This window comes from Bacillus toyonensis BCT-7112 (assembly GCF_000496285.1).
Classification (GTDB): domain Bacteria; phylum Bacillota; class Bacilli; order Bacillales; family Bacillaceae_G; genus Bacillus_A; species Bacillus_A toyonensis.
Window position 1 is genome coordinate 973,999 of record NC_022781.1, and the last position, 23,794, is coordinate 997,792.

Annotated in this window: 18 protein-coding genes and 2 pseudogenes; 6 read left to right on the forward strand and 14 right to left on the reverse strand. The window is 33.6% G+C overall.

Translation table 11 applies throughout. The features are described 5' to 3' along the window. Window positions 1-272: 272 nt before the first annotated feature. Together BTOYO_RS04935 and BTOYO_RS25950 are read left to right on the forward strand one after the other, a co-directional pair. Window positions 273-1,451 carry a DUF2515 domain-containing protein gene (locus BTOYO_RS04935; protein WP_000376155.1) on the forward strand — a complete coding sequence of 393 codons (1,179 nt, stop codon included), beginning with the start codon at window positions 273-275 and terminating at the stop codon, window positions 1,449-1,451. Beyond that, on the forward strand, window positions 1,426-1,827 hold the full coding sequence (locus BTOYO_RS25950) for a CBO0543 family protein (RefSeq protein ID WP_033661972.1): 402 nt from the start codon (window positions 1,426-1,428) through the stop codon (window positions 1,825-1,827). Before BTOYO_RS04935 ends, BTOYO_RS25950 begins: the two co-directional genes overlap by 26 nt. 22 nt (window positions 1,828-1,849) lie before the next feature. Here BTOYO_RS25950 and BTOYO_RS04945 read toward each other — a convergent pair whose 3' ends face one another. The 10 genes and pseudogenes from BTOYO_RS04945 to BTOYO_RS04985 form a co-directional block, all read right to left on the reverse strand. Then, window positions 1,850-2,275 carry a YfmQ family protein gene (locus BTOYO_RS04945; RefSeq protein ID WP_000214609.1) on the reverse strand — a complete coding sequence of 142 codons (426 nt, stop codon included), beginning with the start codon at window positions 2,273-2,275 and terminating at the stop codon, window positions 1,850-1,852. A 56-nt stretch (window positions 2,276-2,331) separates the two neighbouring features. Then, window positions 2,332-3,003 (reverse strand): LrgB family protein, encoded by a 672-nt coding sequence (locus BTOYO_RS04950; protein ID WP_000242990.1) that lies wholly within the window; start codon window positions 3,001-3,003, stop codon window positions 2,332-2,334. Window positions 3,004-3,026: 23 nt separating this feature from the next. Beyond that, window positions 3,027-3,383 carry a CidA/LrgA family holin-like protein gene (locus BTOYO_RS04955; RefSeq protein WP_000878481.1) on the reverse strand — a complete coding sequence of 119 codons (357 nt, stop codon included), beginning with the start codon at window positions 3,381-3,383 and terminating at the stop codon, window positions 3,027-3,029. Window positions 3,384-3,416: 33 nt separating this feature from the next. Beyond that, window positions 3,417-4,850, reverse strand: coding sequence for a MocR-like pyridoxine biosynthesis transcription factor PdxR (pdxR, locus tag BTOYO_RS04960; RefSeq protein WP_000454969.1), 1,434 nt, complete (start codon window positions 4,848-4,850; stop codon window positions 3,417-3,419). Window positions 4,851-4,918: 68 nt separating this feature from the next. Beyond that, entirely contained in the window at window positions 4,919-5,692 is a 774-nt protein-coding gene (locus tag BTOYO_RS04965) for an alpha/beta fold hydrolase (RefSeq protein ID WP_000273479.1), read from the reverse strand. A 23-nt stretch (window positions 5,693-5,715) separates the two neighbouring features. Continuing rightward, the gene (gene bshB2, locus BTOYO_RS04970) at window positions 5,716-6,396 is read right to left on the reverse strand and encodes a bacillithiol biosynthesis deacetylase BshB2 (RefSeq protein ID WP_033657348.1); all 681 of its coding nucleotides are present in this window, start codon (window positions 6,394-6,396) and stop codon (window positions 5,716-5,718) included. A gap of 54 nt (window positions 6,397-6,450) precedes the next feature. Then, window positions 6,451-6,642 carry a hypothetical protein gene (locus BTOYO_RS04975; RefSeq protein ID WP_000006467.1) on the reverse strand — a complete coding sequence of 64 codons (192 nt, stop codon included), beginning with the start codon at window positions 6,640-6,642 and terminating at the stop codon, window positions 6,451-6,453. Between the two features lie 225 nt (window positions 6,643-6,867). Beyond that, window positions 6,868-6,978: pseudogene (locus BTOYO_RS25955) on the reverse strand (GntR family transcriptional regulator); the annotation flags it as partial. A 38-nt stretch (window positions 6,979-7,016) separates the two neighbouring features. After that, the gene (locus tag BTOYO_RS04980; protein WP_001060370.1) at window positions 7,017-8,003 is read right to left on the reverse strand and encodes a phosphatidylinositol-specific phospholipase C; all 987 of its coding nucleotides are present in this window, start codon (window positions 8,001-8,003) and stop codon (window positions 7,017-7,019) included. A 236-nt stretch (window positions 8,004-8,239) separates the two neighbouring features. After that, window positions 8,240-10,081, reverse strand: coding sequence for a S8 family peptidase (locus BTOYO_RS04985; RefSeq protein ID WP_000781569.1), 1,842 nt, complete (start codon window positions 10,079-10,081; stop codon window positions 8,240-8,242). 295 nt (window positions 10,082-10,376) lie between these two features. On the opposite strand from BTOYO_RS04985, the gene BTOYO_RS04990 reads away from it, so the two are divergent. From BTOYO_RS04990 to BTOYO_RS05005, 3 genes are all read left to right on the forward strand, one after another. After that, the gene (locus tag BTOYO_RS04990) at window positions 10,377-11,174 is read left to right on the forward strand and encodes a cell wall hydrolase (RefSeq protein ID WP_000771179.1); all 798 of its coding nucleotides are present in this window, start codon (window positions 10,377-10,379) and stop codon (window positions 11,172-11,174) included. A gap of 303 nt (window positions 11,175-11,477) precedes the next feature. Beyond that, on the forward strand, window positions 11,478-12,815 hold the full coding sequence (locus tag BTOYO_RS04995) for an NAD(FAD)-utilizing dehydrogenase (RefSeq protein ID WP_000272424.1): 1,338 nt from the start codon (window positions 11,478-11,480) through the stop codon (window positions 12,813-12,815). A 471-nt stretch (window positions 12,816-13,286) separates the two neighbouring features. Continuing rightward, window positions 13,287-15,206 (forward strand): LTA synthase family protein, encoded by a 1,920-nt coding sequence (locus tag BTOYO_RS05005; RefSeq protein ID WP_000791016.1) that lies wholly within the window; start codon window positions 13,287-13,289, stop codon window positions 15,204-15,206. Window positions 15,207-15,319: 113 nt separating this feature from the next. Here BTOYO_RS05005 and BTOYO_RS05010 read toward each other — a convergent pair whose 3' ends face one another. Both BTOYO_RS05010 and BTOYO_RS27925 read right to left on the reverse strand, forming a co-directional pair. After that, window positions 15,320-18,103, reverse strand: a complete 2,784-nt coding sequence (locus BTOYO_RS05010) for a dynamin family protein (protein ID WP_001217641.1) — start codon at window positions 18,101-18,103, stop codon at window positions 15,320-15,322. 331 nt (window positions 18,104-18,434) lie between these two features. Further along, window positions 18,435-18,572 (reverse strand): annotated as a pseudogene (locus BTOYO_RS27925) (IS6 family transposase); the annotation flags it as partial. Between the two features lie 113 nt (window positions 18,573-18,685). Between BTOYO_RS27925 and BTOYO_RS05015 the strand changes: the two are divergent. Further along, window positions 18,686-18,877: a hypothetical protein gene (locus BTOYO_RS05015; RefSeq protein ID WP_000461140.1), complete on the forward strand. Its 192-nt coding sequence runs from the start codon at window positions 18,686-18,688 to the stop codon at window positions 18,875-18,877. A 278-nt stretch (window positions 18,878-19,155) separates the two neighbouring features. Here BTOYO_RS05015 and mutL read toward each other — a convergent pair whose 3' ends face one another. Both mutL and mutS read right to left on the reverse strand, forming a co-directional pair. Then, window positions 19,156-21,099 carry a DNA mismatch repair endonuclease MutL gene (gene mutL / locus BTOYO_RS05020; RefSeq protein WP_000516451.1) on the reverse strand — a complete coding sequence of 648 codons (1,944 nt, stop codon included), beginning with the start codon at window positions 21,097-21,099 and terminating at the stop codon, window positions 19,156-19,158. A gap of 8 nt (window positions 21,100-21,107) precedes the next feature. Beyond that, entirely contained in the window at window positions 21,108-23,780 is a 2,673-nt protein-coding gene (gene mutS, locus BTOYO_RS05025) for a DNA mismatch repair protein MutS (RefSeq protein WP_000195987.1), read from the reverse strand. Between the last annotated feature and the right edge of the window lie 14 nt (window positions 23,781-23,794).

Below are 23,794 nucleotides of genomic sequence, written 5' to 3' on the forward strand. Positions count from 1 at the left end.
GTTTTTTATTTCGCTTCATAACGGTAAGATTTTTTATACTATTTGCATGATAAATAAATTCCTTGTAAAAAACACCGCTCATTTATTTCTTATACTCGTAATAAAATAAAGTGAAACTTTATTTAGTGGGGGGACAGCCCGACCTCCACTGAACTTCTTTGCTTCCGCTGAATTTTGAGGTGGGGATCTTACTGCCCGGCAAATAGCGGGATAAATAGAATGATTCATAGCCAATAATCACGTTTAAACTTATGAAAAAGGGAGGTAACGGAATGGACCGAAGCAATTCAAATCATACATATAACGGACCTTCCAAAGCACTGCCTCTCTCCCTATTTGATGTAAAAAATGAATTGAAACAAAAAAGCAAACTCATTCATTCTGACACCATGTATACATTAACGAAAGAAGAGCAATTCATCATCAACAATATAAAAATACAGACAGAACAACTAAATAAAAATAATGTTACGAGAACACGCGCGTACTACCAATTTTACATTCGATATCCAGAAATACATTGGGCACTACTTGGACATATGGTATCACGTAACGGTGGTTGGAATATGACTGATTTAAAAGGAGACTTATATACGAAACTTTTATCAGAGAAAGATCAAATTACATTTTTTTCTTTTTTAGAAAGAGGGAATTGGCTCATTTTTCAAGATGTATATCCTCAATTTTTACTTTATGAACAAAGTGTTAAAAAAGCAAAAAAGCTATTTCATCTTCTCCCTCACCTAAATGTTTCTACATTTATGGAAACGATGTGGAACGATTTTTGGAAAACTGGGAACAAAAAAACATTAGCAATCGCAACTATTATTAATGAGCAAAACTACTTAGAAAAAAGAGTGATTCAAAATGCACACTTTCAAAAGACCGTACTCAATAGTATCGGATTTAAACTCTTTGATTTCTTTCAGTTTAATCATATCCTTTTCCCTTTCTACGAAAATAATACAAATCAAAAAACTTTATTAATTGGCGATACAATGAAACATTTTACTTCCTTGCATGAACGAATCTTAATTGGAAAAAGGTTGTATTCATTATTATTTCGAGATACACATATTTTATCTCAAATCATATATTGGGCCGAGCATCATCCACATACAGGCTCAAGGAAAGATTACTGGCCTCATTTATTTTCAAGTGTAAATGAATCTTTTTCCCGTGAGTTTTATAAACGCCGAATAAAGAAATGCCAGTTGCGTAGTGGCGCATATCGTATATACAGCCCTGCACTCATCTATGCATGGCGAGATATGAAGCATGAAGAAGTTGAAAGTGAAGATTGGTTTACGGACTGGCAAGTTGTAAATTACTTAGTGGATAAGGAGGAAAATATGAATGGAAAAATTACAGAAGACTACTGCAAAACACTCGAAAAAATTGAACTGGCAATTCTCGCAAAGAAAAATGTCCTCCTTCGAGAAGAAGAATAATTTTCTAGCATTAACAGTTACAATCTTACTCTCTTCAATTATCGGAACTTACTTAGATGCTTTCTTTGTCCATAAGCACATATATTTCTTTCCAGTTAGGCCCTTCCCATCCATATTTTCAGTTAACATTGGCTTTACGTTGTTTGTACTACCGATTTTAACAATCATTTTCATACAAATTTCAAAAACATTATCTGCCGTTTCTAGAACTATATTTATTATTTCCATAGGTATTTGTGCTAGCATTTTTGAACAAGTTGCTGAAGGTTTAGGTTTATTTATACATAGTGCAGACTGGAACCATACATATTCTTTATTTGGTTATATGGTGTTCCTTTCTTTTATTTGGAAAGTATATAATTGGATACAAAAATAAAGAGACCATTATAGGTCTCTTCTTAAGCATACTCTTCAGTTACTGCTAATGGTGCAAACGTTTGAAGACTTTTAGAACGTAAACGATAGGCAACAACTTTCTTCTTATATTGCCTTATTACATCAACATGTTCTTCATAACTATATATCGATAACGTAATTACTCTTTTTCCTTTTTTCGTTTCAATGATTATCGGCGTGCCTTCACCTTGTGGCGGAAAATAATGTTTATCTAAAAATAAAGCCTCGTTAAAATCATTTATAACTTGCAGTTTCATTTCGCCCTCTATATTCTTTCCATCTAGCGATACAGTCGTATGTTCTTCATCAAGTTTTTGATGTAATTCAAATCTACTAATAATGGATTCTACAACAGAAGTTGGCATACTAGAAACTAGAACTTTAATGGCACCAAAAATAAATAATGTAACTATAAACCATGTTGTCACTTTTATCATCTCCATACATTTTAAAATAAGTAGCATTATACTTCTTATTACAACTTTTAAAATATAAATTTCGTTCCATAAGGTATTAATATACTAATGAGTATTCCTGTTACAATCATCGTTACTGAACCGATAGTCGCTTCTTTCTCGCCTTCCTTCACGAGTCGACTCACACCGATAATATGTGATGCGCAACCCATCCCCACTCCTTTTCCAATCGTACTTGTTATCCGGAAAAACTTAAGTACTGTCGGTCCGATAATAGCACCTGTTATTCCTGCAACAACTACAAAACTAGAAGTCATAGTTGGAATACCACCAATTTGATCCGCTAATGAAATGGCAATTGGCATTGTCGCTAATTGCGGAAGAGTTGTTAGTATAAATTCCTTATCTATATTCAAAATCCCACCAATCACTACATTCATACTCGTTAAAGCCACTATACCTATCAATACGCCAATAAGTATCGATAAAAAGTTTTTCATAAGTATCTTTCGTTCTTTAAATAGAGGTATGGCTAACGCTACAATTGCAGGACTCAAAAAGCCTGAAAGAACGTCCCCACCATTTTCCTTATACTCATGATGAGAAATGCCAAACATCAGAAATAAGCAAATCATAGTTGCTGTAACTGTTAATACTGGTAACATAAATGGAAACGTATATTTTTTATACAGCTTTGTCGCAAATAAATATATGACTACAGTAATAAGTATTAAGACCATTTGAATCGTGCACCTTGTCGATTTTATTTTTTGAATGTTACTAATAATTGACTTACATACCCTGAAACAATCAATGTTACTACCGTACTTGCAACAACTAAAAGGAATATAATACTTCCTTTACTTAAAAGAAAAGATCCATATTCCATTAATCCTGTTGTCGAAGGAATTAAAAATAACGGTAAAAATACGATTAACTTTTCTGCCCCTAACTCAAACCACTTTAATGGAAAAATACGAGTAGAAAGGAGTAGAAACAGCATTAACATTCCTATTAAACTTCCTGGCATCGATAGATGGAATATTCCCTGAATCCACGTACCAGCTAAGCTAAACACATATAGCACGCCTACTTGAAGTAAAAGCGTCACATACTTCATTTCTTCCCCTCATTCCAATATTACGCATCACTATTATGAAATTTCGTTTAGCGTTTCCGCAAACCTCGTAATTCCAAGTTGGATTTGTTCTACATTTACTCTCCCAAAAGTAAAACGAATATATTCACTTTTAGAACCTAAAACACTTCCAGGGACAAATGCTACACCATTCCGTATAGATTCACCTAATAAATGATATTCATCAAACGTTCCTTGTACTTTGCACCATACATGTATTCCACCCTCTGGAACAAAAAATTCAACGCGGTCCCCTAATATTTCTTCAAGCTTTCTAATTAACTCATCTCTTCTTTGTTTCAATTGTCCACGAAGCATTGTAATATGCGTATGAAAATCTTCTGATTCTAAAAATTGATTTGCTACCCACTGTGTAAATACACTATGACCAAAATCAACTTGTTGCTTCGCATCTGCTAAACGTTCTATTACGCGCGTAGGACCAATTACCCAGCCAATACGTAATCCTGACGCAACAATTTTTGATAATGAACTTATATAAAGAACATTCCCATTCTGATCCATTGATTTTAATGTTGGATTCACTTCTCCATTAAAAGAAGTTAAACTATATGGATCATCCTCTACAATCGGTATACCGAATTCAGAAGACAGTTCTAAAATCTTTTTACGCCTCGCTAACGAAAGCACAGTGCCCGTCGGATTTTGATAATCCGGATTCAAAAACACCATACGAATACGATGCTTTTTGTGCAAATCGATTAAGTCATCTGGATTCATTCCATGCTCATCAACAGGTAAATGGAATATATTTAAACCGGCCGATTTAAACATGGGAAGCGAGAAACAATACGAAGGATCTTCAATTGCAATGGCATCGCCCGGTTTTAATAAGCATTGAACGATAAGATTAAGTGCCTGTTGTGCTCCAGATGTAATCAGAATCGAGCTTGATTCTGATTCAATTTGTTTGTATTGCTGAACATGTACTGCAATTGTTTTTCTCAACATCTCATTTCCAAGTGGATGGTCATAACCGAGGTTTTCCATAAATGTTTTCTCCGACAAAATCGTTCGAAATCTATCGCTCGGAATTAATTCTGGTGACAATTCTCCACTCGCTAAATTAATTAAGTCATCTTTTTGTGTTTCCGTTCGAATTTGTTGAACAAGTGGTACGTTAGGTAAGAACGATCCATCCTCAACGTACCTCCCCCAGTTCGGTATTCGTTTATGTGACACACCCCATATGTCTGTATTCACCCGAGTTCCGCTTCCTTTTTGCCGTTCTACTACTCCAAGTGATTTTAACTCTTCATATGCAGCTACTATTGTGCTCCGGTTCACTTGTAATTCCTTTGCTAGCATACGCTCAGAAGGTAACTTGCTATCAGAAGGAAATTCACCTGAAGAAATACCCCTTTCAATATAATCAGCAATTTGTTTATATACGGGTGTCTTATCTGCACGATTTGGTTTCCATTCCATCTAGTTCCCTCCTCTCAAAACGAACTATCCTTTACTCATTAATAACAGTATTTACTGTAACAATCGTATTAATTAAGCGCATGATTTAAAAATGTTTCTACCGTCATATTAAAGCTAGTTGGCTGCTCTAAATAAGGTAAATGTCCACTATTTTCAAACTCAATGAAAGTCGTATTTTTTAAATGTATTTCAAACTCTCTTACATATTTCTCAGGGACAAAATCATCATTTCCCCCTCTTATTATTAAAACAGGACATGAAACATTTGCAAGAAACGGTCTCTGATCATAATCAACTAATTCAGCAAATAATCTTTGAATATGCAATGGGTTAATAGACTGTAAAGATTGATAAAATCCCCGGACAATCCCTTCATTATCTGCTACTCCCATCGCCTTCAATAATGTATCCGCCCATGTTTTTCCGTTATCCTGTAAGCTAAGTAAATCATATACTTCAAGTCGCTCTTTACGATCCTTTAGTTCCAAATAAGGAAATGCATTTACAACAATTAAGCTAGAAACAAAGCTTGGATATTGTATAGCAAAATCAATTCCTACTCTAGCCCCTTTTGAAAGACCACAAATGACTACTTTTTGTAGCTTTAAATAATTGCATAACTCATACAAAACATTTGCGTATTCTTTAAAGTTAATTTCTAGTCCTTCAGATTTCCCATGCCCAGGTAAATCTATTGAAATCACTGTCCAATTCCCCTTGAAATATCGCCTTTGATATAACCAATTATTTGCGTTTCCTCCAAGACCGTGTAAAAACAATATGACGGGACCCGTTCCTTCTATATTATAAAAAACCTTTCGATTCTTATATTCAAAATACATATTCATCACCTTCAGCTATAGCATCACTTATTTTTATCTTTGAACGGGTATATCCAAAACGGTTCTCTCTCTAACCACTCGACTGTTTCCGGAACACCATCTTCATACTCTCTTTTCAGTTCCGCTACCTTAGTCGCAAATTGTGATGCATGTGCTTGCAATGCGTCCAACTTTTTTGGAACATATTCTTTTACTCCATTTTTAAAACTTGGTGGCCCTATTTCTGCTTCATGATTATTTGAAAAAGCTACAGCATAAAATGTTGGCCTCTTATTTTCCGGAATATTAGCTAACGCCCTGGCTACTGCTTCTCCTGTTGCATTATGATCTGGATGAACTGCATATCCCGGATAAAAAGAAATGACTAACGAAGGATTCAATTCTTCCACACAATTTTGTATTACACTTCTTAATTCTCCAGGAGTTTCAAATTCAAGCGTCTTATCACGATATCCCATCATACGTAAATCTTTAATCCCTAAAATATTAGTTGCGCTCTTTAGTTCTTTCTCTCTTATAGCATATAATGATTCACGTGTTGCAAAAGGAGGGTTTCCCATCGCTCTCCCCATTTCGCCAAGCGTTAAACAAACATACGTAAGAGGAACATTCTGCTGAGCATAAGCTAAAATTGTTCCAGCCACGCAATATGATTCATCATCTGGATGCGGAAAAACAATTAAAACGTGGCGCTCATTTTTTATCAAAGTACTACTCCTCCATCATACACAATATGAATGTGTTCCTTTAAAAAGTTATTAAATCACTACCGCATACCACGTTACCCCAACAAGTAGAACGAAAAGAAGGATAATATAGATAGTCGATAAGTTTTTCACATTTCTCTTTGTAGACTTGCCGTAATTCTCCTCCACATTTCGTGCAACTAGTACGGTCCCAAACAGCGATACAATTACAATAATAACTACTAGTGAAATTGCAAAACTCATTGTATTTTCACCTCTCTAAGGCTAGTCTATTTTAATTAAGAACTTCAATAAAAAACTTCCTCTTTAAAGCATCAAAAAAATACTACCTTTCTTCTCTTATCATAATGGATGTTTGTAAAAAACGGACCAACCACTTTTATGTTTTTTTGCTCATCCACTTCAAAATAAAAAGCAACTAATCACCTAGATCAGTCGCTTTTTCAAAAGGTTATTTGTATTCATTTTTCACTTGAAATGAATTCGATTTAAAAGTTTCGTCTTTTCATAATGAAACATTGATTGCGATAGCTCGAAAATTGTTCCATTTACAAGAAAAACTGTCTTTTCAATTAAGAAGCGACGTATTTCACCGCTTCTTACTATGACCATATTTACTATTTTACAAGTGACTTATTCGCTCTTATAACTTCTTGATAAAGTAATGGTGACCATTTTTCATTTATATAATCTTGTATTATCCAGCCCACTCTCGTAGGATTCTTTTGCTTCATATAATTTGCAATTTCAGGATTTATGTAGGACGCATAATAATATGGACTATTCCATGCTGTACCACCAGAAGACAAGCTTGTAAAATTAATATATAGATGATTAACATCTTCACTATTGTTAATCGTTTCATTTAATGTATCTTTAATAGCGTTTACTTTCTCATCATAACTCACTTTATATTTATCTTGTACTGTGACATTTACATTTTGATTTATAGTTGAGGTAAACGTCTCATTGTCTGGCCAATAGAAATTATTATATCCCCCAGATTCATTACTACCACTATATCGTTTTAGTAATACAATTTTCCCACGAGCATCTCCAAGCTTTATATTCCCTTCTGTTTTTAAAAAGATTGGATCACGAAAATAATTTTTCTCAAACGTACTACTAAATGAGCTTTCCGCCCCTTTCATATCCTCATACTCTTTTTTTAAAGACATAATAATCGTTTCACTTGGATTATCTTTTAAAAATTGTTTCGCTTCGTTTATAAATTCGTGCAGTGTTACATAAAGATATAATGGCCCATGATGAAGAACTATCGTATTATCATCTGTTAAACGCCCTCTTATATCAAAAATTCTAGCTCCATGATCCATTTGATAACGAAAATCATATTCTTGCGTCATTCCCCACACTTGCTTTATCGGATTTTGCAACTTGAACGTTCCACTATCATGTGTTCCTGGAATTGAAATTCGTGCTAACGGTATGTCATCATTTATAGGTTTCATCCATCTAGACCAATTTTCAAGCTCATTAATAGAGCTAGCTGCAACGGTTTTCTTATCATTGAAAGCAAATACAAAGGCGCTAAGTACCATACTACATATGAATAACTTCAAAATAAACTTCTTATTGTTCATTATTATTCCTCCCTTTTCTGTTTTACATCAAACTTATTGAATATAATATAATCTGGTGAGTAAAAAATAAATGACATTTCATAAATATGAAATATTGCATAGAAGTAACGTTTAACTAATCGGACGAATACGCGGTGGAATTCTTACTGCCGACAAATTGCGAGATAAAGTAAAAAAACATTCACGTATCCTGAATTAAAATAATCGAAAGGAACTTCATCTGAAGTTCCTTTCGATTATTTTATATTTAATACATATGAACCATCTTTATTCTCATACTTATAGACATATAAATAATATTTACCTGGCTTTGCATTATAGGTTCCTTTAACTACATTTCCTTCATTTTCACCATATGCTACATAGTTATTTACATCCGATTCATGATGAAGTACCCATGTCATTCCAATATTTTTTTCATTTAGTAGAGAGATATTAATAGTTTCTGGCGAGTCAATTTGGAAAGTAAATACATCTACGTTATCACGATTATGTAGTGTCCCTTTCATTGGTGTATGAAAGTTAATTTTATTTGCCTGTTTAGGTTCATTATTTGGTTCATTTTCTGTTACTTGTAACTCATTCCCACCGTTTAGTTCTCTTCGTTCATACCCTAAATTTACTAGGATAGACTTCAAATCCGGTAAAACACCAATTTTATCTGAATATGGATCTTTAGACTTCGTTCCAGTGTTATGGTTACTTAATATCGTTCTCAATTCACTTGGTCTATATGGTTGTCCTACATTTTCTTTAGCAATACTTTGTACTAAAGTCGCTGCTCCAGCAATAATAGGCGAAGCACTAGACGTGCCACTAAAGCTGGATGTATAAAGATTTACAGCACTTCTACTTTGCTCAGCTGTAGTTGTATCTACGTTTTCTCCCCAGCCATACACATCAATACGGCTTCCATAATTCGAAAACCACATACGTTCATGAGGGAAAGATGAAGAACCCGCTCCTACCATAATTGCACCCGAATCTTTAAAATCTTTACTATTACGATTTAAAACTTGTTTACCATTTCTATCTTTAAATTGATCTAAATCATTCCAACCATTTGCTCCAGCCTCTATAATTACAACACCCTTATCTGTACCCGCACGAATTGCATCAAAGATATCTGGTTGTACTTCAACAGGTAAATATTTATCACCATATCCATCAAAAGAAGCTTGTGCCTCTAATAATAAAACATCCCCAGCTTCTAAATGATTTACAGCACTTAATATTGCATCAGCTGTATTATACTGTCCGTTATCTCTTATTTGAGAAATCACTTTTGCTTTCGCTTTTGGTGCAATCCCAATATTCCCTACTTCATTATCTTCAGATGATACAATTCCTAGTACAGACGTCCCATGACCGACATGTTGATCTATATTTCTTCCAGACATCAATTCAATATTTCGATGTACTAAATCCTCATGATTTAATAACCAACCATATTCCATATCAACAAAGGTTACATCATTTCCATTACCGCCTTGAACGCCCCAGGCGAAGGGTGCATTAATACCGTATGGTGCTGCTTCAAGATAACCTTGTTTATTAAATCTAGGATTATTATTAGGAGTAAGAGATACACTTAATTGTTTCACTTCAGGCGGTATTATTTTTTCTTGTTTCTTCATATACATATCTTCTATTAAAGAAGATGCTTTTAACTTATCTACTAGTGTTTCTTCACGCCCATCATTTTTGGTTTGAAGAATATAGTAGTTTAATAGGCTTGTAGATACATTATTAGGTGCTTTCACTTCAAGATTTTGTATTTCTTCCGGACTTACAGATGTGAATAGACGAGTAAATGTTACATCTGAATATTCTGCCAAAAAATCTTCTAATACTTTATCGTTCGTTTCAGATTGTATCTGTTTTTCAATACCATCTTCATATGGTAATTTCAAATCTGCACTGAATTTTACAATGATTTGTTTATCTGTTTCTTGTTCTATCCCTAATTTACTCTGCTGTTCTATAGAATCAGCAGTTACAATATTAACACTGTCCCCTATTCCTAAAAATGTTGAGACGATCACAGCTGAAACACCTACTCTTTGAAACATTTTCATTACATAAATCCTCCTAATTCATAACAATTAATAATCATTATATTAATCTATAATGATTTTATTTCTATAACATATTACCTTTCTACTAAATAGATTATAGTAAGCAGCAATATGAACTTCAATGTATTTTCATATGCAATATTTCATATTTGAATCCTATATGGATGTAAATAAAAAACTTATAATGATTATTTATTTTATATGTGCTAATATACTTACATTAAAATATTTATATTCCCATATTCTGAATTACATTATGCAACAGTTATACCTTACTTTATTAGGAGGATTTACAATGAAATTATTAAAACTAAAACATATAATTCCTTTATCTGCAGTAGCACTTACATTCGTATGTAATCAAAGTACAGCTGAAGCTTCCACCATTCATACAGTAAAAAAGAATGATACACTTTGGGGCATTAGTAAACAATATGGAGTTTCCATACAAGCCATTAAACAAGCGAATAATAAAGGAAACGATCAAGCTTTTATTGGAGAACAGTTACATATTCCAGGATCTATGAAATCAAATGAGGTTACAGTTCATCAAAACGAAAAAACTACGAACACTTCTGGACAAATTATTTACCAAGTACAACCGGGAGATTCATTAGAAACGATAGCAAAGCGCTACAACGTAACCGTTCAATCTATAAAACAAATTAACAACACAATCGGTAACAAACTTTATACAGGGCAACATTTGAAAATTAATTCCAGTATTTCCGAAAAAGAAAAAGACTTAATGGCACGCTTAGTTACCGCTGAAGCTGGTGGCGAATCATATAAAGGAAAAGTAGCTGTAGCAAAAGTTATCCTAAATCGAGTAAATGCAAAAGGGTTTCCAAATACAATAACAGGCGTTATTTATGAACCTATTAAATACGGATATGCATTTACTCCTGTTACAGATGGAAGAATTAATCAGCCTGCAAGCGCTGAAGCAAAAATGGCTGTAGAAGAGGCTATCTCCACAAAGGGAATACATTCTGATTGGCTTTATTTCTACAACCCAAAAACATCAACAGACAAATGGATTACGACACGTCAAACAGTAGCAGTAATCGGTAACCATGCCTTCGCTAAATAAAACTATACTTCCCTTCTAATTTATGCACTTAACAACTTTTTCAAATGATGAACAGACCTTTTTACTGAAAAGGTCCGTTCTTTTTATATGTAGACTTTTATGAATCATATGAAAAAGTGATTATTTAAAACGATATCTCCGTTCAAATAAAAACATTTATACTTCATCCACCACTTAGAGAAATTGAAAAAGTATAAAGTTCAAAAACTTTTTCTTTATTCATAAAAGCTATTTCTTAACTTCATAAAAGTGTTATACACTAGGAAAATAGTAAACAAACTATTCGTTAGCAGGTGAAAGAATATGTATGATGTTACAATTATCGGCGCTGGAGTAAGTAGCATTTTTATGGCTTATTCATTAGCCAAAAGTAACAAAAACATTTTAATTCTTGATAAAGGTAAACCGCTAGAACATCGAAATTGTCCTTTAGATCAAGGAAAAACGTGTGACTGTAACATATGTGATAAATATTTCGGTTTTGGTGGCTTAGGAAAGTCTGAAGGAAAATTTAATTATACAAATGGATTTGGAGGAGAACTCGAACAAAAAGTAGGTAAAGAAGGTTTTATGCAACTCATGGCTGAAGTAGATGAAATTCTATGTCAGTTTGGTGGAAATTCAGTTTCAAAATATTCTACAGAAAATGTAAATCTCACTAAGAAAGCTGCAACTTGTGGTTTACAAATGTTAACAACAGAAGTAAGGCATCTTGGTACTACAATTTCCAGTACCATTTTTCAGCAACTCTATGAATTTTTACTTACGAAAATAAATATCCAATTTCATATAGATGTAGAGCATATTATGAAACAGAAAGATCATTTTAATATAACTACAAATCAAGGAACAGTTCAATCTAAGCAACTCGTATTTGCAACGGGGCGCTCTGGGGCAGATTGGTTAAAAGAAATGTGCACTTCTCTAAATATTTCTCAGGAACAAACACGTGTAGACTTAGGGATTAGAGTAGAAATGAAAGAACATCAATTACGTTCTATATTAAAAGATACTTTTGAAACGAAACTTTCTTATCAAGGTGAAAATTTCACAGCAACTACTTACTGTATGAATCCAAAAGGACGCATTATTCGAAAGTACGAAGAAGGTTTAGTTATGCCTGACGGTCAAAATTTTCGAGAGCAAGGAACTGGCACTCCTAACTTAAATTTCACTTTGTTTATCCCGCGCTATTTCCCAACTCTTAAAGACGCCAATATATATGCAAACTCAATTATTAAAGGCATTAATCAAGGACGAGATCGGATTGTTATACAGCGCTTAGAGGACTTATTAAAGAAACAACCTACAATGGAAAAAGATATGAAACATAATCGTATACAACCTACACTACACGGAGATTATGGAGATTTGCATAAAGAAATTCCTCCATTATATATTGAAGGACTCAAAGAATTTTTATTACGCTTAGAACATTTTATCCAAGAACCTATCGATAAAGATACTTTATTATATGGAATAGATGGAAAGTTCTATGCCCCTACGATAAAAATCAATAACCATTTTGAAACAAGTATGAATGGGCTATTTTTAGTTGGAGATTGTTCAGGTGTTACTCATTCATTATCTCAAGCAGCTGCAAGTGGTCTATATGTTGGAAAATATTTATCTGATATGTGAACTCTTTCATTACACTACTAGTCAAACGTTTTACGTTTCACCACCACTTTACTTAATGAAATGATTATCCTACAAAGAAGCATGATTTTACAGAATATATGAAAAACTACATTCTATGTAGAATGTAGTTTTCTACTCATTCATATAACCGTTTACTTTAAACTCACCTTTTATTCAAATTCCAACTCATTGAATGTCAATAGTTTAAAAAGCGTCTATTCCTTTTCACTTTCATTTGTTCGATATTTTGTAACATCATCATAGTGTTTAATATGTTAGGATGTCTATAAGTCACTTTCACTACAAATATGACTTTTTCTGCTTCGCATTTAAATTCCCCATTGTATGTATAGGAACACTGCAAATTATTACCATTAGAAAACATCATTTAAATGGTTCACCCTACTATAATAGTTATAAAAATATAACATATAACCTTAGTTAAATAAATTTTATAAAGAAGGTGTAAAAATGAAGAATAAAATAAATTTACAAATGCAAAATATAAGCTTTGTTATCATAATTGCTTTAGCAGTATGGTTAAAAACATATCTTATTACGCGATTCAGTTTTGATTTAAAAATTGAGTCTTCTACACAAGAGCTTATTTTGTTTATTAGTCCTCTCGCTGCATCGTTAGCATTTGTGGGATTAGCATTATTTGCAACTGGTGAAAAGCGCAATTATATAGCGCTATGTATTAATTTCTTATTAACGATCGTACTTGTCGGAAATGTAATGTTCTATGATTTTTATAGTGATTTCGTTACGTTACCAGTACTCGGACAAACATCAAACTTTGGCCAATTAGGCGGTAGTATTATAGAAATATTGAACTACAAAATTATACTCGCATTCGTAGACATTATTTTCTTCTTTATTTTATTAAAAAAGAAGACATTGGTCTTTAAAACAGAACGTGTAGCACATTCTACACGCTTACTATATTTCGTCTTAACAATTGCTGTATTTTCTGCAAATCTGCATCTTGCAGAAAAAGAACGCCCTGAATTATTAACGAGATCCTTCGACCGAGTAATGCTTGTCAAAAATTTAGGACTATACACTCACCAAATATATGATTTAACGCTGCAAGTAAAAGCAGGATCACAAAAGGCACTTGCTGATAGTAGTAAATTACAAGAAACTGAAAACTACGTAAAAGCAACCCAAAGTGAACCAAATCCTAATATGTTTGGCGCAGCGAAAGGAAAAAATGTAATTGTCGTTACTCTTGAATCCTTGCAAACCTTTTTAATAGGAGCATCCGTCAATGGTCAAGAAGTTACACCTTTCTTGAATGAATTCATAAATGAAAGCTATTACTTTGATAACTTTTTCCACCAAACTGGACAAGGAAAAACATCCGATTCTGAATTTCTAATAGATACATCGTTGTATCCATTAAACCGTGGAGCTGTATTCTTCACACACGGAAACAATGATTATACTGCAACTCCAGAAATTTTACGTGAACAAGGTTATTTCACTTCTGTATTCCATGCGAATAACGCAACATTTTGGAATCGTAACATTATGTACTCAGCTCTTGGTTATGATCGTTACTATAATGAACTTGATTACAAAATCACGCCCGAAACAAATTTAAATTGGGGATTAAAAGATATAGAATACTTTGATCAATCAGTAGATATATTAAAAACGATTGATCAACCATTTTACGCTCGTTTCCTTACTTTAACAAACCATTATCCATTTACGTATGATGAAGACACAAAATTCATTGAACCATATAACTCTGGTAATGGCGTATTTGATCGTTACATCGTAACATCACGTTACTTAGACGAATCCATTAAAAACTTTATTGAGCGTTTAAAGGCCGAGGGGCTTTATGATGATTCTATTATTGTATTATACGGTGATCATTATGGCATTTCTGAAAAACATAACCGCGCAATGGCGCAGTTTTTAGAAAAAGATCAAATTACAGAATTTGATACTTTACATTTACAACGTACACCTTTATATATTCATATCCCTGGACAAACAAAAGGTCAAACGATTTCAAAGCCTACTGGACAAATTGATGTGAAACCTACTATTCTAAATTTATTAGGGATTGATACTACGAACGATATCCGTTTTGGTCACGATATGTTTTCAGATGAATATACGGGATTTGTTGTTTTACGTGATGGTAGCTTCGTTACAGACAAATATGCATACAAAAACAACACTTTTTATGACCGGATAACAGGTGAAATTGTAGATTTACCAAAAAAAGAAGCTCAAGCACTCATTAACCGTGCACAAAATGAATTACGTATGTCTGACAAAATTATTGAAGGCGATTTATTACGTTTCTCAGAAAGTAATAAAATTAAAACTGGCGAAGTAAAAACTAAAATTAAAGAAACTGAAAAATAATCTATATATGCGAAGGGAGCAACTCATTACGGTTGCTCCCTTTTTCCCTTCTTATAACAACGGATATAAACAAAAAAACAACTCCAAAATCCACTTTTGGAGTTGTTTTACGTTTATTCTATGCTTGTTTCTAAATTTAAATCTGTATAGGCATTATACTCACCTATATTTAAGATTACTTCACATTGACGTAATCTCAATTCAAAGAGCATTATAGAATCATGATACACTTCAGGATTTGATTTCATTTTATGTAATATCTCTTGTTTTTCTTGTATTTCTAACTGCGTATTTTCTACAGCTTGTTTCAAGGAGTTAAATGGATTTCTAAAGAACATATTAATATCCCGCTCTTGTGTATTTTCAAACAGCTCAAATTGCAAGAAAAATTTCTTCATAATAGAAGCCGTTACTTCTGTATAATCTTCATTTTCTATATACTGTTTATATTTGTTATATAGCATAGATCTATTCTTTGGAAGAACCCCAAATAATTTACCGGCACTTTTCAGTAAAAATTGCGCTGGCGTAAATCGGCGTAAAATATTTACTTCTTCCATTTGTATTCTAGTCGTCATTCTATCAGTATCTCTGCGCCAGTCATCAAGCACTTTAAAGTCACATTCTAATTGTATTCGATTTTCTCCAAATAAAGAATTAAGTCCTTCACTGAGTTCTTCTAAGTGCGATTGACTTTGAAGTAACTCATTATTAGAAGTTTCAATCCAATTTTGCATAGAACGAGCAAAGTTAGGTAATACAGTTTGTTCTAAATATTTGTGTACTCTTTTGTTCATTGCTGTATTTAGTTCCATTTCAATGTTTCCAAAATCGCTTTCTTCACTGATTAAATCAGAACAACTCTGCAGTAGCTTCGGAATATGTTCAGTAAGATCATTCGTAATTTCTGTTTTCATTGTACGATACGATTGTGTAATGATATGAATTTTTTCCCTCTCAAAAGCAGTAAGGTTATTAATACTACCATTTAATTTAACTAACATATCTTCATTCCAATTCATAGCATCCACTAGATTGTTTTCCTTCTCAACGCGTTTATCTAAAAGGTATGTAATTGTTTTTCGAATGAAAAACAATAGCTTTTCAGTACGATCTGCATCGATATTTTTATAGTTAAAGTTAAAACGAATAAACTCAGTTAAATCATTTAGTTGTTGATTACTTGTATATAACGAAGAGTAAGGGAAAAGTCTCGCTTGCGGGAAATACGCGTTTATTCTCACTTGCGTATCATGTAAAACTCTTTTTACTTCTGCTTCACTGTAAATGTTATCGATTTTATTTAATAAGAAATGAATTTGTAGATTTGGTGTATGTTCTTGAATACTTAATAGAATGTCACGTTCTTTGTCAGTAAAAGGTGAATCCGCATTCAATACGAACAATAATTCGTCCACAGAATTCAGATATTCAAATATCTCATCTCTAGTATCGTTATTTCTATTAAAGCCAGGTGTAACTACAAATGTAAGTTTATTTTTACTTAAAAATTTGCATGGTAGTTTAAATTCAACACACGCTCTATCTCTATACGTTTGGTGGTGTAAAGACATCATATCATGGTAATCAGAGAAATTCTCAGTTGTTGTAATTGCTGAGTCTGTTATAGCGTTAATTTCTGTATGAGCATCATTTTTTAAAACCACTACATTTGAAATTGAGTTTTCTAATATATTTTCTCCTACTATAGAGTTAATAAATGCAGTTTTTCCATTTCCTGAAGTGCCCGTTACTAAAATACGATTTGTTCTTAAATCTGCAAGTTCGCTAACTAACCATCTAAATCGGTGACCCATTTCTATATCATGCTTTTGTGCCCACTGTGTAATAGATTCAAAAAGATGTAAACCATACTCTAAGCCATCCACATGATTAATAGAATACAACAGTAGGTTTTCTGCATTTTTTATATTTGCTGCATCTATTTTGGAAGGGAAAATCTCATCCCATGCCAATACAGCTGCTGATGGAAATACAGCATAAGAAGAATTGACTACCTTTAACCAATTTGTTAACAGATTTGGAATGATATCATGTAATTGTCTAAGCGTATATTGGCCTTGAATTAATTCAAAATACGTTTCTTCGTAAAGAGAAGAAATTTTGTCCCATATATCGGACGGATGTATTTCGATATGTAAGAAAAACTCATTTATTGTGTTAAGCCATAATAAGTAATTTTGTTCATTTTTATAACTGTTCCAAAGTGATGATACAATTTGTGTAAATTGCACTTGATCTACATGATTTAATGTAACTAATACTTCATGAAAATAGTCTGGTGAAATATTTTTAGTAAATCCTTTATCGATATACCCTTTTAGCACCTCAAACCAAGGATAAGATTCTGTTCGAACCAGCTCATTCACAGCAAGCTCTACTGCACTATCAAAATCTTGCTGTTCTTCATAAAAAGAACGGGCAATTTTGGTGACATTCGGATAATCGGGATTTAAAGAAACCGCCTCTTTAATTACAGCGAAAGCTGAGTCAAAATTATTTTGCTCGATGTAAAGAGAAAGTAATTGCAGTCCAATTTCAGTCATCAATATTTTGTTATCAGTAGTAATGGAAGTATAAACCTCTTCAGCAACTGATAGTCGGTTTAGTTCAAAGTAAGCATCCGCAATGTTTTTTTGTGCCCATGGTGCTAGTTCGTTGCCAACTTTCTCCCATTTGAAAATAGCTGATTCAAAATCTTGATGGTGATAATAAAATTCACCTTGTGCAAAACGAATATAAGACCCATCGGAAATTTCATGTTTTTCTTCGTTTACATAAACTTCCCCAAGTACGTCAAGAGGTGGTTTTGTTTCATTCTCCATTAGGAATGTTTCATAATACATCTTTTTTATTAATTGTTTTTCTATTCTCATCTTTTCCCCCACTATATCTTGAAAACACACTTTTAAGATATGTCAATACTTTTTTTATGTATGCTTTTTATCTTAACAAAGAATTTCTTTTGGAAAATTTCATTTTCCTTTCATTTTTCAAGTAAGATTGAATTTTTATGAGAAAAGTTTCAGTTCTTTTTCAATTCGCTTTCAGTTGTGAAACAACATTAAGTGTTCCTAATAACCTAATAACACTATAATATTCCGCATTATATTATCAGGAAAACTATATATATATTACCTTATAAAAACAATCTATAACGAATATATATGCATTGTTTGTTTCACCGATAAATAAAAAAACTCACCACATAATGGTTATTAGATAGACCAATATGCTACGTCCTTTCAGAATTTCAAACACACCACGATAACTTAAACAACAATAATAGTGAACGGCTATCATTACAATACCTCTCTCAAATTGTTTTCCTTTAAAATATTTCAGTAGTTATGTAATTAAATTGTTCTAACCTATATAAATAACTAGTCCAAAAAAACTCTATATGCATATCATGTTATAGTAAAGAATTCAGGAAATCCTAAAAAGGAGGCATTTTCATGTTTGAAGATAAATCTAAAATAAATTACCCATATGAATTTACTGAAACTACAACAGTCCCTCTAAAGAACCCCATTGATAAAAAATTCAAGAACGGCACAGGTACACATAACTTCCCAATTAAAAAGCATTATAAAGAGCAGGTTTTATATACTGAAAAAATTAATAATAATAATAATAAAAACAAATAATCCTATAAATCCTTATAACAATTAACCAAATAAGAATCAATATTTGGCCATGCATAGTTATATGTTTAATAATGTAGAAATCTTTATTATACAATTTACGTACCTTTAAAAAGTGCTGATATACGGCGCTTTTTTATACATAGATAAATTAAAGCTTACTTAGTCTAGAAATAAACTGTAAAATCAATCCACCTTATTTTCGTTTAACAATTAACTCTACATATTAAAAGGGAGCAACATTTACTGTTGCTCCCTTTTAATATCTAATTTTAGTATCCCTACATAACCCTCTTAAACATCTTCTCCAACTCATAAGTAGAATGATGTACAAGAATCGGTCTCCCGTGCGGGCATGTGTATGGATTTGTTGTTGTACGAAGTTCTTCAAGTAAAGCAAATATTTGATCGTTCGTTAAATATTGATTTGCCTTGATAGATGCTTTACAGCTCATCATAATGGCTGCTTCTTCACGCAACTTTTTAATATCAACTTTTTTTAGTTTGACAACTTGCTCCATCATCTCATCAATGATTTCTGTTTCTTGTCCTTTCGGGAACCACGTTGGATGCGAGCGAACAATAAAAGATTGATGGCCGAATTGTTCCAAAAATAGGCCGACTTTTTTAAGTTCTTCTAGTTGCTCTTCGACACGTAAAAATTCAGTAAGAGATAGGTCAATACGGTACGGTACAAGTAGTTCTTGTACTTCTTGCGCTACTCGTCCTACTTTATCACGGAAGTACTCATAATTAATACGTTCCTGTGCGGCATGTTGATCAATCATATATAACCCATTATCATTTTGAGCGAAAATATATGTTCCGTGCATTTGTCCAATTGGATAAAGCGGTGGTAAATCGTTACCGTTCATTTCAATCTCTTTTATTTCCCCGACCTCTTCTTCCAATTCCTCTAATTCAAAGTCGTCATCGTTACTGTTCCACGATTTCTCTTCTCGAATCGGTTCTTCGATTATCGGTTTAGAGGATGGCTGCCAACTTTGCTCTTCTCTTACGAGCGACTGTGGTGGTTGCCATTCTCGCTTCGCCGGTTGCCAAAGCTGCGCTGGTTGTTTCACAGTTGTTCGTTCTTCTTGTTTTTCATCCATGTCAGTCGGTAAAACGATGTTTGGCATCTGTGGTTCTTTCGGCTTTGTATGCTCAAACTGGAACTGTTCTTGCACACTTTCGTCTTTTTCTTTTTTCTTCGTTGTTACGCCTGCATCTGGAATGAGCTGTATTTTTTTGAATGCTGCTTGCAATGTTTCTTCGATAAGCTTTAGCAATTCTTGTTCTTTACTAAATCGAACTTCTAATTTTGCTGGATGTACGTTAACATCAACAAGCATTGGGTCCATTTCAATCGATAAGAAGCCGATTGGATATCGTCCAACTGGCAGTAATGTATGGTATCCTTGCTGAACTGCTTTCATTAATACGAAATTTCGCACGTAACGGCCATTTACGATCGTTGACATATAGTTACGAGACGCTCGCGTTACTTCTGGTAATGTTACATACCCTTTAATTGTGAAATCTAAAGATTCAGCTTCAATTGGAATAAGCTTCTTGGCAACTTGAATGCTATAAATTGATGCAAGTACTTGCCTTACATCACCATTTCCGGATGTATGAAGCAATTTCTTTTCATTATGAAACAGTTTTAACGATACTTCTGGATGTGACATTGCAATACGATACACGATATCTGTAATATTCCCAAGCTCTGTATGAATTGTTTTCATATATTTAAGACGCGCTGGTGTATTAAAGAATAAGTTTTGTACTGTAATATCCGTTCCTTTTCGGCTCGCTGTTTTTTCTTGTTTTATAATGTCTCCACCTTTAATGATAAGGTGGGTACCCGGCGCATCACCTGTGCTAGTGATTAATTCCAATTCACTAACTGAGGCAATACTTGGCAATGCCTCACCGCGGAATCCGAGCGTTCTTATACGGAACAGATCGTTTTCATCTTTAATTTTGCTCGTTGCGTGGCGTTCAAATGCAACGATACAATCTTCTTCGGCAATGCCATCTCCATTATCAATGATGCGAATTTTTGATAAACCAGCTTCTTCTAAGTGGATTTCAATAGATGTACTATTCGCATCGATAGAATTTTCCACAAGTTCTTTTACGACTGAGGCAGGGCGCTCTACTACTTCCCCTGCCGCAATTAAGTTAGAGAGTTGATCATCGAGTTTGCGAATTTTTCCCATCTACTTACTCATCCTTTCTTTAACTTTTTCTGTAAGCGATACAGTTCGTTCATCGCTTCTAAAGGCGTCATATCTAGTAAATCAATTTTTTTAATTTGTGCAAGTACTGCGCTTTCTTTTTGATCAAGCACAGGCTTGTCTTGTTTTTTTGAAGATTGGTCTCCTCCAAAGAAAGATAGTTGTGACTCTTCTTCAGTCTCTTCTTTCTTTTCTTGTATTTCTGCCGGTTCTTCTTTTACAACTACAGGTTCTGGAACAACTTCTTGCACCTTTACTTCTACACGCTTTGGAATAATAATTTCTTCTTGTCCTTCTAGTTGCGCTAACACTTCTTTTGCACGAGCGATTAAGCTATCTGGAAGCTCAGCAAGTTGCGCAACGTGAATTCCGTAACTTTTATCGGCTGCTCCATCTTGAATTTTATGAAGGAAGACTACTTTTCCATTCTCTTCAATAGCTGAAACATGTACATTTTTCAGTTGATCTAAACTTTCTTCTAGCACCGTTAATTCATGATAATGCGTAGAGAATAATGTTTTTGCACCAATTTGGTCATGAATATGTTCAATGATTGCTTGTGCAAGCGCCATACCATCATACGTTGATGTACCGCGTCCAATTTCATCAAATAAAATTAAACTTCTTTCTGACGCATTTGCAATCGCATTTTTCGCTTCTAACATTTCAACCATAAATGTACTTTGACCTGAAATTAAATCATCCGCTGCACCAATTCTCGTAAAGATTTGATCGAATACAGGTAATACCGCTTCTGTCGCTGGTACGAAACAACCAATTTGTGACATAACAGTAACAAGTGCTAATTGTCTCATATACGTACTTTTACCAGACATGTTCGGTCCTGTAATTAAAAAGACATCCATCTTCTCTGGCATAATACAATCATTTGGTACATACAATTTCCCGTTCAATACTTTTTCAACGACAGGATGGCGACCATCTTTAATAAAGATTTCACGCTTCGTTGTTAGCACGGGTTTTACAAACTGCTCTTCTTCACTTACAGTCGCAAAGCTTTGTAGTACATCTAATTCACTAATTACTTTCGCTAAATGTTGTAATTTCGGAATGAATACTTTTACTTCTTCACGAAGTGCTGTAAATAAATCATATTCCAGTTGTACAATTTTCTCTTCTGCTTCTAAAATTAACGTTTCTTTTTCTTTCAGTTCATCTGTAATGAAACGCTCAGCATTAGCAAGCGTCTGTTTTCGCTCATAGCGCCCTTCTGGAAGCGCTGCAAGATTCGCCTTCGTCACTTCAATGTAGTAGCCGAAAATACGGTTGTATCCAATTTTTAATGATTTAACCCCTGTAATATCACGCTCTCGTTTTTCAAGCTCCGCGATCCACGTTTTCCCATTTTTGCTCACGTAACGATATTGATCAAGCTTGTCATTATAACCGTCTTTAATAATATCTCCATCTTTAATAGAAAGTGGTGGGTTTTCCTGAATACTTCTTCCTAGTAATTCAGTTAAGCTCTCACATGGATCCGCACCTTGAATTAACCTTGCTGCATAAGCATTATCTAAAAGACTAATCGCTTCTAAAATAGCTGGTACTTGAAGTAAAGAACGTCTTAACTGTAATAAGTCCCGTGCATTTACATTACCAAATGCAACTTTCCCTGCTAAACGCTCTAAATCATATACTTCTTTTAGCTTTTCTTTTAAATCTTCACGTAAGAAGTAATCATTTACAAATGTTTCTACCATTTCTAAACGTTCTTCCACTTTCTCTTTCTGAATAAGCGGACGTTCCATCCACTGTTTTAACATACGGCCACCCATAGCTGTTTTCGTTTTATCTAATAGCCATAATAGTGAGCCTGTTTTTTCTTTCGTACGAAGAGTCTCAGTTAACTCTAAATTACGTTTTGAGTGCACATCAATTTTCATAAATTGATTTGTATAATAAATTTCTACTGGTTGCAAATGATCTAATGAACGTTTTTGTGTTCTTATCACATAGTTAAATAAGCGTCCAATCGCTTTAAGTAACTTTGCTTGTGAAACATTTTTCACAAGATGTTCTAACCCTTCCGGAATCGTTGTTGCATCTTCATACGAAATCGTCATTTTTAATGTTTCAGTCAATTTATTTAATTCATCTTTTGAAAATGTAGAATCTACAACAATTTCTTTCGAACCAGTTGCATACACCTCTAATAAAATATCTTCTACTGAACCTGTTAACAACGTCACTGTATTTTGTCCAGTCGTTAAGTCATTACAAGCTAGCGCATAAGATCCATCTTCGAAATGTGTTAATGCTGCTAAAAAGTTATTCTCTTTCTCGTCTATTGTACGCCCTTCCATCATCGTTCCTGGCGTAATTAGTTGTACTACTTCACGACGTACTACACCTTTAGCTGTTTTTGGATCTTCCACTTGCTCACAAACAGCTACTTTATATCCTTTTTCAACAAGTTGTTCAATATAATTTTTAGCTGCATGATGCGGTACACCGCACATCGGTATACGATCACTACTACCACCATCTCGGCTCGTTAATGTAATTTCAAGTTCATGAGCTGCTTTAACCGCATCTTCAAAGAACATTTCATAAAAATCACCTAATCGGAAAAATAAAAAGGCATCTTCATAGTCTGCCTTAACCTTTAAGTATTGCTGTATCATAGGCGTATATTGCGTCATGTCTTTCCTCCATA

What these genes read in the sequence shown, in the direction of transcription:
- BTOYO_RS04995 (WP_000272424.1), top strand. Translation starts at nt 11,478, where the DNA reads ATGTATGATGTTACAATTATCGGCGCTGGAGTAAGTAGCATTTTTATG.
- mutS (WP_000195987.1), bottom strand. Translation starts at nt 23,780, where the DNA reads ATGACGCAATATACGCCTATGATACAGCAATACTTAAAGGTTAAGGCA.
- BTOYO_RS04985 (WP_000781569.1), bottom strand. Translation starts at nt 10,081, where the DNA reads ATGAAAATGTTTCAAAGAGTAGGTGTTTCAGCTGTGATCGTCTCAACA.
- BTOYO_RS04965 (WP_000273479.1), bottom strand. Translation starts at nt 5,692, where the DNA reads ATGTATTTTGAATATAAGAATCGAAAGGTTTTTTATAATATAGAAGGA.
- BTOYO_RS04950 (WP_000242990.1), bottom strand. Translation starts at nt 3,003, where the DNA reads ATGGTCTTAATACTTATTACTGTAGTCATATATTTATTTGCGACAAAG.
- BTOYO_RS05005 (WP_000791016.1), top strand. Translation starts at nt 13,287, where the DNA reads ATGAAGAATAAAATAAATTTACAAATGCAAAATATAAGCTTTGTTATC.
- BTOYO_RS04955 (WP_000878481.1), bottom strand. Translation starts at nt 3,383, where the DNA reads ATGAAGTATGTGACGCTTTTACTTCAAGTAGGCGTGCTATATGTGTTT.
- BTOYO_RS25950 (WP_033661972.1), top strand. Translation starts at nt 1,426, where the DNA reads ATGTCCTCCTTCGAGAAGAAGAATAATTTTCTAGCATTAACAGTTACA.
- BTOYO_RS04980 (WP_001060370.1), bottom strand. Translation starts at nt 8,003, where the DNA reads ATGAACAATAAGAAGTTTATTTTGAAGTTATTCATATGTAGTATGGTA.
- mutL (WP_000516451.1), bottom strand. Translation starts at nt 21,099, where the DNA reads ATGGGAAAAATTCGCAAACTCGATGATCAACTCTCTAACTTAATTGCG.
- BTOYO_RS05015 (WP_000461140.1), top strand. Translation starts at nt 18,686, where the DNA reads ATGTTTGAAGATAAATCTAAAATAAATTACCCATATGAATTTACTGAA.
- pdxR (WP_000454969.1), bottom strand. Translation starts at nt 4,850, where the DNA reads ATGGAATGGAAACCAAATCGTGCAGATAAGACACCCGTATATAAACAA.
- BTOYO_RS05010 (WP_001217641.1), bottom strand. Translation starts at nt 18,103, where the DNA reads ATGAGAATAGAAAAACAATTAATAAAAAAGATGTATTATGAAACATTC.
- BTOYO_RS04990 (WP_000771179.1), top strand. Translation starts at nt 10,377, where the DNA reads ATGAAATTATTAAAACTAAAACATATAATTCCTTTATCTGCAGTAGCA.
- BTOYO_RS04935 (WP_000376155.1), top strand. Translation starts at nt 273, where the DNA reads ATGGACCGAAGCAATTCAAATCATACATATAACGGACCTTCCAAAGCA.
- BTOYO_RS04975 (WP_000006467.1), bottom strand. Translation starts at nt 6,642, where the DNA reads ATGAGTTTTGCAATTTCACTAGTAGTTATTATTGTAATTGTATCGCTG.